Source organism: Simiduia sp. 21SJ11W-1 (genome assembly GCF_024138675.1).
GTDB lineage: Bacteria > Pseudomonadota > Gammaproteobacteria > Pseudomonadales > Cellvibrionaceae > Simiduia.
On the sequence record NZ_CP090959.1, the window covers coordinates 981,505 to 996,513 of the forward strand.

At 49.6% G+C, this 15,009-nt stretch carries 12 protein-coding genes; 8 read left to right on the top strand and 4 right to left on the bottom strand.

Going from position 1 to position 15,009, the window contains the following annotated elements:
• Positions 1-166 precede the first annotated feature (166 nt).
• Positions 167-475, top strand: a complete 309-nt coding sequence (locus tag L1F30_RS04345) for a DUF962 domain-containing protein (protein WP_253359861.1) — start codon at positions 167-169, stop codon at positions 473-475.
• Between the two features lie 42 nt (positions 476-517).
• Here L1F30_RS04345 and L1F30_RS04350 read toward each other — a convergent pair whose 3' ends face one another.
• The gene (locus tag L1F30_RS04350) at positions 518-1,291 is read right to left on the bottom strand and encodes an ABC transporter substrate-binding protein (RefSeq protein ID WP_253359863.1); all 774 of its coding nucleotides are present in this window, start codon (positions 1,289-1,291) and stop codon (positions 518-520) included.
• The gene (locus tag L1F30_RS04355; protein ID WP_253359864.1) at positions 1,278-2,099 is read right to left on the bottom strand and encodes an ABC transporter substrate-binding protein; all 822 of its coding nucleotides are present in this window, start codon (positions 2,097-2,099) and stop codon (positions 1,278-1,280) included. The genes L1F30_RS04350 and L1F30_RS04355 overlap by 14 nt, the downstream gene beginning before the upstream one ends.
• 61 nt (positions 2,100-2,160) lie before the next feature.
• Here L1F30_RS04355 and L1F30_RS04360 point away from each other — a divergent pair, with 61 nt between their 5' ends.
• The 4 genes from L1F30_RS04360 to L1F30_RS04375 all read left to right on the top strand — a co-directional run bounded on the left by L1F30_RS04360 (position 2,161) and on the right by L1F30_RS04375 (position 5,664).
• Entirely contained in the window at positions 2,161-2,742 is a 582-nt protein-coding gene (locus L1F30_RS04360; protein WP_253359866.1) for a GNAT family N-acetyltransferase, read from the top strand.
• Between the two features lie 14 nt (positions 2,743-2,756).
• Positions 2,757-3,410, top strand: a complete 654-nt coding sequence (locus tag L1F30_RS04365) for a glutathione S-transferase family protein (protein WP_253359868.1) — start codon at positions 2,757-2,759, stop codon at positions 3,408-3,410.
• Between the two features lie 83 nt (positions 3,411-3,493).
• On the top strand, positions 3,494-5,275 hold the full coding sequence (locus L1F30_RS04370) for a M2 family metallopeptidase (RefSeq protein ID WP_371922658.1): 1,782 nt from the start codon (positions 3,494-3,496) through the stop codon (positions 5,273-5,275).
• An 83-nt stretch (positions 5,276-5,358) separates the two neighbouring features.
• Complete coding sequence (locus L1F30_RS04375; protein ID WP_253361740.1) at positions 5,359-5,664, top strand: 2OG-Fe(II) oxygenase; 306 nt, start codon at positions 5,359-5,361, stop codon at positions 5,662-5,664.
• Between the two features lie 110 nt (positions 5,665-5,774).
• On the opposite strand, the gene L1F30_RS04380 is transcribed toward L1F30_RS04375, so the two are convergent.
• Positions 5,775-8,840 (bottom strand): TonB-dependent receptor domain-containing protein, encoded by a 3,066-nt coding sequence (locus L1F30_RS04380; protein WP_253359872.1) that lies wholly within the window; start codon positions 8,838-8,840, stop codon positions 5,775-5,777.
• Between the two features lie 292 nt (positions 8,841-9,132).
• Positions 9,133-10,899, bottom strand: a complete 1,767-nt coding sequence (locus L1F30_RS04385; RefSeq protein ID WP_253359874.1) for a peptide MFS transporter — start codon at positions 10,897-10,899, stop codon at positions 9,133-9,135.
• 27 nt (positions 10,900-10,926) lie between these two features.
• On the opposite strand from L1F30_RS04385, the gene L1F30_RS04390 reads away from it, so the two are divergent.
• Genes L1F30_RS04390 through L1F30_RS04400 form a run of 3 tightly spaced genes read left to right on the top strand, consistent with a single transcriptional unit; the run spans position 10,927 to position 14,996 of the window.
• Positions 10,927-12,189 carry a lipopolysaccharide assembly protein LapB gene (locus L1F30_RS04390; RefSeq protein WP_253359876.1) on the top strand — a complete coding sequence of 421 codons (1,263 nt, stop codon included), beginning with the start codon at positions 10,927-10,929 and terminating at the stop codon, positions 12,187-12,189.
• 10 nt (positions 12,190-12,199) lie between these two features.
• Positions 12,200-13,870, top strand: a complete 1,671-nt coding sequence (locus tag L1F30_RS04395) for a sulfotransferase (RefSeq protein ID WP_253359878.1) — start codon at positions 12,200-12,202, stop codon at positions 13,868-13,870.
• Complete coding sequence (locus L1F30_RS04400) at positions 13,860-14,996, top strand: aspartyl/asparaginyl beta-hydroxylase domain-containing protein (protein WP_253359880.1); 1,137 nt, start codon at positions 13,860-13,862, stop codon at positions 14,994-14,996. Before L1F30_RS04395 ends, L1F30_RS04400 begins: the two co-directional genes overlap by 11 nt.
• Positions 14,997-15,009: the final 13 nt, after the last annotated feature.

Sequence of the window (15,009 nt, forward strand, 5' to 3'; positions counted from 1 at the left end):
GCCTGGCGGCAAGCCAGAATATGCGAAAGCCTGATGATATGCGACCGTGGTTTTAGTTGTGTGCTGTTTAAGCCAAATTTTTATGGCCGCGCTGCATGGGCCCTGAAGGCTATGGGATTGTTTTCACTGAATAATGTTGAGAAGTAGAATATAACAAGAGGTTGGTATGGCAGACGCTACATTTAAAAGCTTTAAAGAGTTTTACCCCTATTACCTGGCCGAGCATTCCGATCGCACCTGCCGTCGCCTGCATTTTATTGGCTCGTTTTTAGGACTGGTTTGTTTAAGTGCCGCCATTGTGACGTTAAACCCTTGGTTTGTACTTGCGGGTTTGGTGCAGGGTTATGCCTTTGCTTGGGTTGGCCACTTCTTCTTTGAGAAAAACAAGCCGGCAACCTTTAAATACCCTCGCTACAGCTTTATTGGTGATTGGGTGATGTTCAAAGATATGCTAACCGGGCGCATCGCGTTTTAATTCTTTAACCGAAGCAAAAACCTGCCGGGTACACCTTGGGCTTTAGGGGCGTGCCTGGTATTTTTCTATAAGCCTATCTATGGTGCCATCGTTTTTTAGCTCCTCCACCACCTCTGCCAGCGCGTCTTGCAGGCCAATAAACTTCGATTTTTTTGAAATGGCAATTGAATTGGCGTTGCCGCCACGCTCATAGGTGAGCGGCAACATCACGACCTGCTGATTGCGCAGCTGAACCTTGAGTGCGTCGCGTTTTACCAGGTGCACGGCAATGGTTTCATTCAACAAAAGTATGTCTACACGGCGCGAGTGCAGTAGCCGGATGCCCGCTTCGGCAGTGGGTGCCAGTAGTACTGAAAGCGTTTCAGCGTGAAATTCATCCGGGTAGAGAAACCCGTTTACCAGCCCAAGGCGCGAAAGTTTAATGGTTTTAAGGTCGTTATATTTATGGGCGAATTGCTTAAGGGTTAAAAAGCGCAGCGGCTCTATGTCGGCGTAGGGGAACATTACCAGGTATTCAAGCCGCTCGGGCGTGGGTACAAGGCTTACCATGAAATCGGCAAGGCCTGCCTCAGCCATTCGCAGGCAGCGGGCAAAGGGCGTGTTGGGTGTGGGCTCAATGGTTATGTTGAGCCGCTGCCCAATGATATTCATGGTATCGATCATCGCACCGGTTGCTTTACCGTCTACAAAATAGGTGAGCGGTGGGTAATCATCAATGCACAGCTTGGCCACGTTTTTCCCTGCGGCAGGTGAGGGTGCCTGTGCCCAGGTGAGCGGACCGAGCAGTGCTAAAAGCAATAGGCTAAGGCGTCGCAAAGCTAGACTCCTCATTGAAATAGCGTTGGTAAAACGCACGGCTGATGGCCTCGAAGGTGTTGTCGGCTAACAGCTGCTCAATCACATCTGCAAATTCTGCAGACCGCTCGGCTGCCGGTGAACGTTTTGAGAGGCCAATGTACACGCGGTTTTCACCTGAGTAGCTAAAGGGCATGGTTTTAAATTTGCCTTTGAATTCCGGGGTGTCGGCAATCAGAAACATTGCCTGGCGCTCGGTGGCAATTACCACATCTACACGGCCCGCCAGTAAGCGCTGGAAGCTATTCTTAACGTGGCCGGCATTGGCTTTTACAAATTGCCCTTGGCTGTTATCGAAAGCGGGGAAGTATTTATGGCCGAGCGTGGTGCCCACTGTCAGCCCCGTGAGATCTTCCAGCCCCCGTATCTCCAGCAAGCTGTCATGGCGCACATAGAAGCTTTTTTTTGAGCTTGTAAGGTAGGGAAACAAGTGTAAGTACTTGGCGCGCTCGGCGCTGAACAGTAATCCACCCATGAGGTCTACCTCGCCTTGCTCCAATTTGCTCAGGCAGCGCCGAAATGGCGTATTGGCGGTGTAGGTGAGGTCGTACTCAAGGTGCACCGCCAAGGTTTCCAAAATTTCTACTATAGAGCCGCGCGGTGGGCCGGCGGGAGTATCGTAGATGGTAAACGGCGGGTAGTGATCGGCACACACTTTCAGTACTGGCTTGGCCTTAGTTGCCGCCTGCGCGTACCAAATACCCGGCAGCACCAGTAACACGCCAGTCACAAGGCCTAAAAGGGTGAACTTAATGGGGCGATTGGTCATGGTTGAGCTCGGTGGGGCTATGGTTAACAGGTTAGCAAAGCTCGGGGCAGAGAGCTGCCCTATGAGGAAAGCGGCTGCCCCAACGTCCTATGGTAACTGCCTTGATAGTGAGCATTGCCTGGTGCCGGTAAAAACCTATTATTTGGAATTGTTAACCCCAAACCCCCACGTTTTAGCGCCATTTAACCACGAAAGCGCTAAGTTGCAGGAGCTTTCGCCCCCGCAGCCTGAGGTAAACCGGCGCATGTACCTTGAGGTAGGCGGCCCCTGGCAATGGCAGGATAAAGCCCAATGGCCTCTTGCGCGTTGGCGGGCCTATGTGGCGGGTTTGGGGGAGGCTGAATTACCTGCAAAGGTGCCCATTGAGGAGATAATCACAGTGGTGCTTTCATTGAGCGGGCGTGCGGCCGGCTACTTTGAACTCAGCCTACGCGGGGCTGATACGGAAATCCGTTATTTCGGCCTGTGCCCATGGGCTGTGGGCCAGGGGCTCGGGCGGCCGCTGTTGAGTGCAGCTATTACCCGGGGCTGGCAGACGGGTGCACAGCGCTTGTGGGTGCACACTTGCGAGCTGGATCACCCGGCGGCACTTCCCAACTACCAGAAGTGTGGCTTTAATTTGTACCAAACCCAAGCAGAATAAGCCGAGGAACCTGTATGGCTGAGTTAACCCTCGTAATTGGCAACAAAAACTATTCAAGCTGGTCGCTGCGCGCCTGGCTCTATATGAAACTCAACGACATCGCCTTCGATGAAATTCGCCTGCCACTGGATACCCACCAATTCCAACAGGAAATCTACACCTACTCGCCCTCTGGCAAGGTGCCGGCGCTTATTCACGGCAAGGTGCGGGTGTGGGATTCGCTGGCGATCATAGAATATGTTTACAGAAACTTCCCTGACAGCGCCAACTGGCCCAAAGATCCGGTAGTGCAGGGGCTCGCCATGTCGGCGGTGATGGAAATGCACTCAGGCTTCCCTGAGCTTCGCAATCACTACCCCATGAACTGCCGTAAAACGCCCTTCAAGGCGCCGCTCAGGGGCCATGTGGAGCGGGATTTGGCGCGCCTTGAATCACTCTGGCATAGCCTGCTTGAAGCCAGTGGCGGGCCTTGGCTGGGTGGCCAGCTTGGCATAGTGGATGCCTACTACGCGCCCGTGGCGCTGCGTATTCACACCTACCAGTTGCCTGTTAGCGCGCGCTGCCAGGCCTACGTAGAACAGGTGCTGGCCCTGCCCGCACTGCAGGCCTGGGTGGCAGACGCCCGGCAAGAATCTGAAATTGTCACCGCTGACGAATGGCAAGATTAATCCATAGTCAACAATAACCAGGAGCAACAATGAAAATAATATCCCGCAAGCAAGCGCTCGTAGCCGCCGTGGCGGTAGGGCTGATGGTTGGCTGCCAACCAAAGGGCACCGAAAAAGCCACCGTGGCCGCGGCCCCTGTTTACAATCAGGCCAGCGCCGAGGCGTTTGTGGCGGAGGCCGAGCAAGCGCTCAAAGCAACGGCCGAGTACGCCTCGCGCGCAAGCTGGTTGGCAGCAACCTACATCAACATGGACAGCCAATTTGTTGAGGCCAAAGCCGGCAAGGAATACACCTTGCAGGTGGTGAAGTATGCCAAACAGGTAAAAAACTGGGATGGCGTAGAGCTAGACCCGGTTGTGCGCCGCAAGCTCGATGCTTTGCGTTTAGGTTTGAGCTTTCCATCGCCAGACGATGAGCAATTGGCCGGCGAGCTTGCCGATATTGGCTCAAAAATGCAGGGCATGTACGGTTCTGGCAAATACTGCCGTGAAAGCGGCGAGTGTTTTGACTTACAGCAAATGAGCAATATTTTGGCCGAGGGTAAAGACCCGGCCTTAATGCAGGAAATGTGGGCCGGTTGGCGCACTGTGTCGCCGCCTATGCGCCCGCTCTACCAGCGCCAGGTGGAAATTGCCAATGCCGGCGCCAAGGATTTGGGCTTTGAAAACCTCTCTGTACTGTGGCGCTCCAATTACGATATGGCCCCCGATGCCTTCGCAGCCGACGTAGATGCCCAGTGGAATAAAGTAAAGCCTTTATACGATGCGTTGCACTGCCATGTGCGAGCCAAGTTAAGCGAGAGCTACGGCCCAGATGTTGTGCCCGCCACCGGCAAAATTCCCGCACACCTTTTAGGCAATATGTGGGCGCAAACCTGGGGTAATGTGTACGACAAGGTAAAGCCTGAAAACAGCAAGCAAAGCTATAACCTCACTACCTTAATTGAAAAAAGCGGCATGAACGAGCTGGGCATGGTGCGCACGGCAGAAGACTTCTTTTCGTCGCTGGGTTTCAAGCCGTTGCCCGAGAGCTTTTGGGAGCGCTCACAGTTTACCAAACCCCGCGATCGTGATGTAGTGTGTCATGCCAGTGCCTGGAATCTGGATGGCAAAGACGACCTGCGCATTAAAATGTGCATTCAGAAAAATGGCGAAGATTTCCAGACTGTGCACCACGAGCTGGGCCACAACTATTATCAGCGCGCCTACAATCACCAGCCATTTTTGTTTCAAGGCAGCGCCAACGATGGCTTCCACGAAGCCCTGGGCGACACGGTTTCCCTCTCCATCACGCCTTCTTACCTGGTAAGCCTTGGGCTGTTAAAAGAAGAGCCCCCTGTTTCAGAAGACATTGGCTACCTGATGCAAATGGCGCTCGATAAAATTGCCTTTTTACCTTTCGGTTTAATGGTAGATAAATGGCGTTGGCAGGTATTTAACGGTGAAATTCAGCCGGCAGACTACAACAAGGGTTGGTGGCAGCTGCGCGAGCAGTACCAGGGCATCAGCGCGCCGGTTGCCCGCACCGAGGCCGATTTCGACCCGGGTGCCAAGTACCACATTCCCGGCAATACGCCTTATACCCGTTACTTCCTGGCATTTATCCAGCAGTTCCAGTTTCATCGCGCGCTGTGTGAAACCGCCAACTACCAAGGCCCGTTACACCGCTGTTCTATCTACAACAACAAAGCTGCCGGTGAAAAGCTGCAAGCCATGATGGCCATGGGTAGCAGCCAACCCTGGCAAAACGCCATGGAAGCACTCACAGGCCAGCCAAACCTGGATGCCTCAGCCATAGCCGACTACTTCGCCCCGCTTAAAGTTTGGCTTGATGAGCAAAACGAAGGGCGCCAGTGCGGGTGGTGAGGACGCAACTTCAATAGAATGTTCAGCGCTGACAGGTAATGCTGAGGCGCTGTCCATAGTAATAGGAGGAGCCTCCGGTTTTTATACGGTATCGGCCTGGTGAAGAGTGCCGCCCCCATTTTGATGCATATTCTTTCTCAGCCATGAGGCAGTTAAAGGTGCAGCGTGTGAAAACAGCTATTATTTATTTAAATGATTGTTTTGAAGGAGGTAAAACATGCTTCCCTCGATTAAAGCTCGAGGTTGAGCCGGAGCGTGGAAAGCTTATTTCGTTTCGAAATGTTGAAGAGCGATCTATGGAGCTATTGCCTTTAAGTTTACATTCTGGAGCTCCAATTAAGAATGGTGCCAAGTACATACTTACCTGCTGGTTTCAGCGCCAGCTGTAGGCGGGCTCTGCTCGCCCGCCCGGTCTGAGTTAAATGTTGAGTTGATTGCCAATCATAAAAAAGGGCCGGCAAATGCCGGCCCAAAGTATGGTTAACCGCCTAGCCTGATCTTAGAACTTCGTAGAGAAGCCCAGAGTGTAGGAAGTGCCGTAAGTCCAACGTCCAATGTTGGACTCACGAGCGCTAGGCTTCCAGTCGGTTACATTATCGACTAATAGGATTACGCGAGACTTGTCTGTCAGCGCATAGTTTATGCCTAGGTCAACCAACGTGCGGCTTTGGATTTCTGTAAACGGCTTACCGTGCTGGTCGATGTACTGCAGAGGGTTAGTTTGCTCTACGTTTCGATCGCCTTCGCCGTGATAGCTAACATCAACGATTGTGGTGAGTTTGCCAATTTCATGACGGAGTCGTAATTCAGAACGCCATTTTGGTGAATCGTATTGGCCTGTGTCGTCAGAGAAATCGAACCCAGTATTTGAGATGGCATCTTTCTTCAGGTTGAAGAAGCGCAGGTCTGCATTGAAAAATCCAGCGTCAGTGCTGCCCAACATATTCCCAATTAGTGGCATATCGTTTACGCCCGCGCCATACGAGATGTTGTATTCTACGGCGCGGAAGCTACGAAGTGCGGCGTTTACGTAACCAGATTCAAAGGCGTTTGCTGTTGGAAGCTGGAAGTCTGAGCCACGAGTAAACATGCCGCAGAAGTTGTTCGGATAGTCGGAACCATCGTAACAAGCTTCCATAATGTCGGTCAGTGTAAACTCTACAACAGCATCTTCGATGTCGATTTCAACATAGTCAACACCAACGGCCAAACCTTCCATCCACGAAGGGGTATAAATAATCCCGACGTTTGAGGCGTCTGAACTCTCGTTGACCAGTTCATCGTTACCGCCAGAGTACCCACGGCGTGACGCATTAACTGCGATACTGTTGAAGTCAGCAGGAATACCTTCTGCTGCGCAGTTAGCTTGACGAACTTCTGGATTTGGACCATTTCCAAGGAATCGTGCGTCACATGGGTCAGAAGCGAAATCGCTGATATCAACACGAGGTTGGAACAGTTCAGTAACCGCCGGTGCACGAACGGTTTTCTGTACATTCGCACGAATCATTACGTCTGAGATGGGACGATAATTCAAACCTACAGCCCACGCATCATCTTCGCCAGAACGGCTGTTATCCATAGTCCGATATGAAGCCTCAAAGGACAGGCTGCTCATCAGCGGGATGTCCATGTTTTCTGAAACTACGGGTACATAAATCTCGCCGTAGAAGTCAGTAGTGTCATAGCCGCCATTGATAGAGTCATCCGCGGTACCGTTCAGAGCGTTGGTTCCGTCCGCCGAGTAGCGTGCTTGTTCATCGCGTAACTCCGCACCTACTGCAAAGCCAAGTGCACCTGCTGGCAGTTCAATGAGATCTCCGGTCAAGAAGGCACTGAATATCTCCTGTTCATTGCGGGCTTTACCGATAGAGTTATAAGTTACGTAGTCAAATGCCTGTGCGCTTACGTCACCGAAGGGGTTGAGTGGTGCACAAGTGCCAGCAGCCCCTAGGGTCAGATCGTCAGAAGCAAGACCAAATCCGCCATTACGCAGGTCTTCGCCATAGTCGTCTTCATAATTGTACTTACAGTCAATGGCGTTTGTTTCGGGATTTATGCCTACGTCCATGGCGGCAAGGAAGCGTGCGTCATGAATCGAGGTAGACTGCGAGTAAACAGAGCTCCAGCCACGCTGGTAAGCCATTTCCCAGCTCCACTCTTTGTCCGCAACTGCGAACTCACCTTCGAAGGCGAAACGCAGGCTGAACAATTCGCTTTCATTGCGAACTTCTCGCTGACCAAGGTTAACCCAGCCTTTGTGCATGTAGAAAGTGGTCGGTCCACCTGCCAATGTTTCAAGCTGGTCACGTGATTGATCATTCAGGAAAGGGTAGCTGGTGTCGAACTCCAGAGACCCGCCCAAACCACCAAATACACCACTGTTGTACTGTAAAGCCTGGTATCCAGGGTTGTCGGCTTCCATGGAGTTGGTAAAGATTGTGGTGTTGAACCGCAGATTATCAGCGAATTCATAGTTGGCCATCGCAGTGATGTTCCAGCGCTCGTAGCCTTCCTGAGCGGTATTGGTAGCGCCTAGATCAAGGCCGTCGCCGCCGGAAGCCCAAACAGCATTACCAGTGGCTACACCTGGATCATAGTTGACAAGCGTGCCTGAACCGTCGGGGTTGAATTGATAGAAGTTTCCATCATCCCATGCGCCGAGGCCAAGGTTGGTTACAGCTGTTGGGCCAGGTGTTACGAGGCCGGAAAACGAAAGAATTCCCGCGCGTGGATCTGGGTACAGGCGGCGCTGCCCAGCGAAGAAGTTTCCGTCAGCGTCCAGCACCCGGTCGTCCCCTTTAGGGGTTTGGGCAGTCCAGCCATTCGCTAAGGAATCAACATCTTTGGCCAAGATGTTATCCATCTTGTTGTATTCCATGGCAATTACGACATTGCCGCGATCAGAATCGAAGTTGCCACCAATCAGCCCTCTGATAGAGGTGTCGCTGCCGAGGTCGCCACCGATAAAGTGGTTATCGACAGTGACTTCTACGCCTTCGAAATCCTTTTTAAGTATGTAGTTAACTACACCCGATACCGCGTCGGCACCATACACTGCGGCACCGCCTACTTTAACGACTTCTACGCGTTCAATGAGTGATACGGGGATATTGTTTACGTCAACCTGTGAGCCTGGGTTGCTAGCGCCGCCGATAGCGGAGTTACTTGAAACCATTCGCCCGCCGTTCACGAGGGTCAACGTGCGCTGTGAGCCTAGGCCAAAAATATTGATCGTGCGCTGGCCGACACCGTTTGAAGCGGCAGCAGTGTTGCCACCAATTTCTGGGCTCGCAGCAGAGAAGACGCCTGGTAATTGAGTTACGGCATCTTGTGCGTTGGTCAGGCCGCGCTCTGCGATGTAGCCAGAGTCTACCGAAACGATAGGTCGGGTTGTTACGAGGTCTGGTTTACTGATTCTGGAGCCGGTAACCACAACTTCTTCAAGTGTGTTTACGTTCTCTCCGTCAGCGGCTACTGCCTGCTGTGTCCCCAATAAAGTCAATCCGGCTGCACCTAATGCTGCCATCCGAACGGCAGCGGCTAGCGTGTTGAGTTTTATCATTATTAAATCCTCATATATAAGTCATGATTTTTATTATGGCTTTTATCGCTAAAGCGAATCAGGCTCATAGGCTTAACGCTGAGAGGTGGGGCTGCCTCAAGAATATTTGAGGTAAAAGGAAGGATTAGTGCGGTGAGACGAGTGTATTGGTGGTTGACTTCAATGGTTCGGGAGTTTTTTTACTTTTGTTGCGTGTCAAGAGTTGCGTCTGACTGGGTGGTTTTCATTTCCGCCTGCAGGCATATAGAGTCACAGTGGCGAGCAAAAGGCTGCCACTGTGATCATTTTTCGGTCAGTGAATACCGCGCATTCCCTTCTTCAGAATTGGGGAGATGACAATCATAAATATGCCAACGCCTACGCCTGTCCACATCAGGAACTCGTAGAGCTCTGTATAGGTAGTGAGTAGCTGTACGGCATCCGCTGATTCAGCGCCACCTGTGTCGATAGCGGCCATCTTGCCGATGCGGGTGGCAACGGTTTCAGATAGCGCGGTAGCCAAGAACCAGGTGCCCATAGATACGCCTACAACCTTGCCAATTGAAAGCTTGGTTACCGCAGAAAGCCCAACGGGCGACAAACACAGCTCGCCAGTGGTGTGCAGCAAATAGGCCAGTACCAGCCAGATCATAGCCACCTTGCCTGCGTCATAGGCAAACTCGGCACCCAATACTAACGCGCCGAAACCCAGGCCCGCCTGCATAATGCCAAGGCCGAATTTCACGGGGGTGGAAGGCTCCCAGCCACGCTTCGCCAGCCATACCCACAGGGCCGCAAACGGAATGGCCAGCAGCATAATGAAGCCTGCATTCAATGAGCCGAACATAGAGGCGCGGATTTCGGTATCGCCCAGGTTGCGATCTAGCACCCGGTCGGCATAGAGCGTCATGCTACCGGCGGATTGCTCGAAAAGTGCCCAGAACACGATGGTAGAAACAATCAATACCATCAGTACCACGGTGCGGCTGTACTCAGCGTTGTTGTGGGATTTAAAGCCGTAACCAATAAATACCACAAGGCCCAAGAGCATAATGCCAAGCCAGGTGTCGTCGCCGGTAAAGGCCCAAGCCAGGCCTACCACCATTGTCAGCGCGGCCATGGCGATGGCTACCCAGTCTTGCCCTTTGTCGGGCTGGTAGAGCATGGAGTACAAAATAATGCCCACCACCGCAATGATCAGCATGCTGTTTTGGGCAAGGTGCACAACCGGCTCATTCTGAATCAGCAGCCAAACCACAGATAGCGACAACAAACCGCCCAAATAAATTGCCCATTCCTTGTTGATAGGGCCCAAAAAGGTCTCTTTCAGGCGGGCAGGCTCTGCAGGCTCTGCGTGGCCTTCTAAGGTGTCTTGGAACTTAAGGAAGGTGATGAGGCCCAGCAGCATGCCAATACCCGCGGCGCCGAAGCCGTAGCTCCAGCCGTAGGTTTCACCCAGCCAGCCACACAAAATAGTGGCTGTGAATGAGCCGATATTAATGCCCATGTAAAAGATGGTGAAACCGGAATCGCGGCGTGGGTCATCTTTGCCATAGAGTTTGCCCACAATGGTGGAGATATTGGGCTTTAGAAAGCCTACCCCCACGGTGATTAGGGCAAGGGCAAAGAAAAATACCTTCAATGCCACCACGTCCTGGATGATCACATCCTCGGTGAGCAGGGTGCCAGCGGCGATGACTGTGCCGTCATTGAGTGTAATTGCCTCAACCAGCGTAGTACCCGCCGCAAATTTCATGGCCTGAAAGCCTTCGTATGCCATAGTGGCATGACCGGCGGTAAGCAGCAGCGCCCCAAAGATCACGGCCTTGCGCATGCCGAGATAGCGGTCGGCCAGCAGGCCACCGATCAGGGGTAGGGCATATACCAAACCGGCATAAGCACCCAATACGTCATAACCGGCTGAGTCTGTAAACAGGTGGTATTTTGTGACATAAAGAAGTAACAGGTACTTCATGCCGTAGAAGGAGAAGCGTTCCCACAGTTCTGTGGCAAAGCATACATAAAGCCCTTTCGGGTGACCCAGGAACTCCCCGGGCGCTGAAACAGTGGCAGTGGTCATGCCTTATCCTCGTTATGGTTATTGCGAATGCAGTTTAGTGTGACGAATATCGTCAATTGGCCCTCAAAAAAAGAGGTGCGAGTGCAATTATCGACTCCGTATTTAAGCTCGGATTTCAACATGCTTACTCAGAAGTTATTTATCTATTGTTTTATCCTTTTGCTCATGGGGTGCCAGCATAGTAATTTGGCAAATTTCAGTCCTCGGTTAGAAAGACATACACTGCTTGAGGTTCAGCCAATTTTAGCTCATTACAATATTGCCAGGCCTCAATTCTATAGCTTGGAACTCAAGGATCCATTTGAAATAAGTGACGAGATGCGGCGCTTTGCGCAAAATCATGCGCCTAAAGATTCTTCCGTTCGCAGTCGCACTATCGCGTTAACTAAGGCCCTATTACTAGATGCTGGTGGCGGCCCGCTTCGCTACCAGTCTCAGTATACCTACACAGCGAAAGAGTCCTTTGAGAGTAGGGAAGCCAATTGCCTCAGCTTTTCCATACTCTACGCGAAACTGGCCCAGTTACAGGGGTTGAAGGTGGATTTTAATGAAGTCGACGTTCCGCCTGCGTGGGATGAGTTACGGGATGGGAGCTGGGTTAGCTATAAACATGTTAATGTTATTGTAGAGCAGCCCTTTGAGCGGGATGTATTTGTTGACATCAATCTTGATGCGTTTTCTACAAGCTACCCTCAAAAGATAGTTGCTGATAGAGTGGTAAAGGCGCTTTTTTATGGAAATGTCGGCGTTGAAGCGATGCGAGAAAAGCATATGCTGAAATCCGCGAGATATCTCGTGGAGGCGATAAAACTCGCGCCAGAGGAAGCACATTTATGGGTAAATTTAGGGGCTTTATATAGTAAGCACCAGTTCTTTGACTATGCCGAGGCTTCTTACTTGCATGCGCTAAAGATTGATAGTGCTGAAATGTCGGCGGCTAGCAATTTGGCTAGGTTACTAAGATCGGAAGGACGTGAGCATGCTACTTTTTTTGAAAACATGGTTAGCTCTTACATTAACAGAAACCCATACTACAATTTTTATATGGCTAAGAGAGCCTTTGATTTGGCTAGATATGATGAGTCAATGAATTTGGTAAATCGTGCAATAAAAGAAGTAAAGGAAGCCAAGTTTTTTCATCTTAGAGCTAAAATACATGTAAAGATTGGAGATGGTGAGTTGGCTAAAATCGATATAATCAATGCTGAAAAATATGCCACTCTGAGCGATAGAGATATTTATCAAAAGAAACTAGAAAAAATATCGAAGATTTATAAAGACTCTATGTGATGGGTGAAAAGTGTTGGAAAGTGTAAATCTGAATTATGAAGAATATAGCTCGATTGTTGAAAGGAAAGATTTAGATGAGCTAAGTTCTTGGGTTAAGCGGCTTACTGAAGAAGGGTTCTCATATAGAGATGTAAGTGCGTTGTATCTTGATGCATGTCTTTTGTTGATGGATTCAAAGTATATGCATCAATATTTAGTTTCAATGGTTGGGAAAGATAAAACTCAGAGCAAATTATTTTGCTTATGGTATGCCAATCGATTGCTTGAATATGGTAGGAGTGAGTTTGTTGGGCGCTTTTTTTCAGCCTGTGAAAAGCTTTTCAACGATTGTGCAGTTATGGAATTCAATTGCGCATATTATGCTCATCAGGCAAGTAGATGGGTGGATGCAATCAAACTGTATGAGTCAGCGTTAAGCAACGGTTACGATAGTCCGGAGCAGGTGTATACTAATATTGGCAATTGTTTCAGAGAGTTAAGGCGTCCCGCGGAGGCAGAGGATGCTTACACGGCAGCGATTAGGTGTAATTCTTCTTGGTGGCCTGCGTATTATAATTTAGCGCTCACGTATGAAGAAATGGGCAGAAAGAAGCAGGCTTACGATTTGTTTTTACAAATTCCAGACGATTGTGAACTTTATTGCCTTGCTATTGTTAGAGTTTCTTACATGGCTGACTCTGATTCTGAATGTAAAAAGTGCTTGTATAAAATCGATGGTTTGTTGGTTAATGGAAGTGTTAGCAAGTTCGATGAGGGCAGTCTTTTATATGCTAGGGCTTGGTTAAACGACAAGTTGAAAAATTTTTCCAGTGCTTTGCTATCTTTGCAGGGCGCTCAGGAAAAGAGTCGAAGTTATTCTGAAACGTCGGACTCTGTTAATAGTGTTGGCAGGTATTCGAAATTTTCAAGATTTTGTCGTGAAAGTGAAGTTTTAAAGAAGGTGGAAGTGGTTAGTGAGCAAGATATCTTGTTTGTTTGCGGTATGTACCGATCTGGTACTACTTTGCTTTCTCAAATTTTGTCCCAAAGTAATCAGGTCTTCTCAGCGGGTGAGTTAGGTTTGGTTAGTAGTGTTGATTTTGATGTTGACGAAATGTCCGCTGGCGTCGCTACGTTAAACGCCTGGGTTCATCGCTATCACTGTAGAGTAAATCAATTATATGGTGGTGATCGAAAATTTTTGGATAAGCAGCCTAATAGCATAGACTTGGCCCCTATATTGGCCCGTGCTTTTCCAAATTCGAAATTCCTCTATTGCTTTAGGAATCCGTTGGATGTGTGTCTGTCAATTGTTTTTCAGCAGTTTGATGACGCTATTTGGTATGCGCGTAGTATTGAGTCGATAAATGCATATATGAATATTCACTTTAAAAATGTTGTAGAGTCGAAAAAATTGATTGGATCGAACAGGTTTAAGGTAGTGAGGTACGAAGATGTTGTAGGAAACTTTGAGGCTTCAGTGCGGAGTGTATGTAGTTTCGCTTCAATCGATTATAGTCAAAAGATGTCAGAGTTCTATAAGTCTAGCGTGTTGGCATCTACGGCGAGTGTTTGGCAAGTTAGGCGGCCGTTACACAAAGAATCCGTTGGAAGGTGGAAGAACTATGAAAGCCTTTTCTCTCCAAGCATGTTGAGTAGGTGGGAAGATTTTGATCTGGGTGGTTTAGAAAGTGAGCACTGATAGAATGTTGAATGCGCTTCGCCAGGGAGATGTAAAGGGAGCGGCTTCTATTGCAGATGAGGTTGGTGAGATTTCCTCAGTGGATGGAGAGTTAAATCGAGCAATGATTTACCGTGCCGCTGGAGAGATGCTCAAGGCGCTAAGATCGCTCGATAATGCATTAGCTTTGAATCCATACAGTTTTACTGCCTTGCTCTCTAAAGGGTATGTGCTTGAGTGCTTAGGTAAGAATAAAGACTCTGCAGAAGTCTATACCAATGCATTAATGGTCGCTCCGCCAATAGATACATTACCAAAGGGTATGCAGGAGGCCATCAAAAGCGCCGAACAGCTTGTGGCGCGTGTCAAGCAGGAAAAATATGAGTATATTAAAAGTCAGCTAGATGATGATCTGGGTTCTCTATCTGGGCTTGAGCGAAAACGTATGCGTGAGTGTATGGAGCTCTATACCGGTCGGAAGAAGAGCTATCGTTCAGAGCCCGTTGATTTGCTGGTTCCCGGGCTTCCGGCCATCCAGTTCTTTGAGCGTAAGTATTTCCCTTGGCTTGAGGGGCTTGAGTCATGCACAGATGTCTTTCTTAATGAGTTGCAGTCATTGGTGGTTGGCGGTAAGGCCGGTTTTAATCCCTACATCAATTATGCAAAGGGTACGCCTGTAAATCAGTGGAAAGAGCTGGATGGTTCAAGAAAATGGTCTACATATTATTTGTGGCGAGATGGCGACGTTCAGGAGCGCGCTTCGAATGAGTGCCCAAAGAGCACTCAAATTTTGTCTGATATACCTATGGCACATCAACTTGGTCTTGCTCCAAACGCGGTATTTTCAGCCTTGGCGCCTGAGACAAAAATTCCACCGCATAATGGATCTACTAATGCAAGGCTCTTGGTTCATTTACCTTTGATAGTGCCGGAGTCTTGCGGTTTTAGAGTTGGAAATGAGGTGCGTAAATGGGAAGTAGGATCTGCATGGGTTTTTGATGATACTATTGAGCACGAAGCTTGGAACGATTCATCACTTGACCGATATATTTTGATTTTTGATGTTTGGAATCCTTTACTTTCGGTTGAAGAGGTTGAGTTTGTTAGTAAGCTTATGAAGAGCTCTGATTCGTGGAGGGTTCTTTAGGATTTCCCTTTGC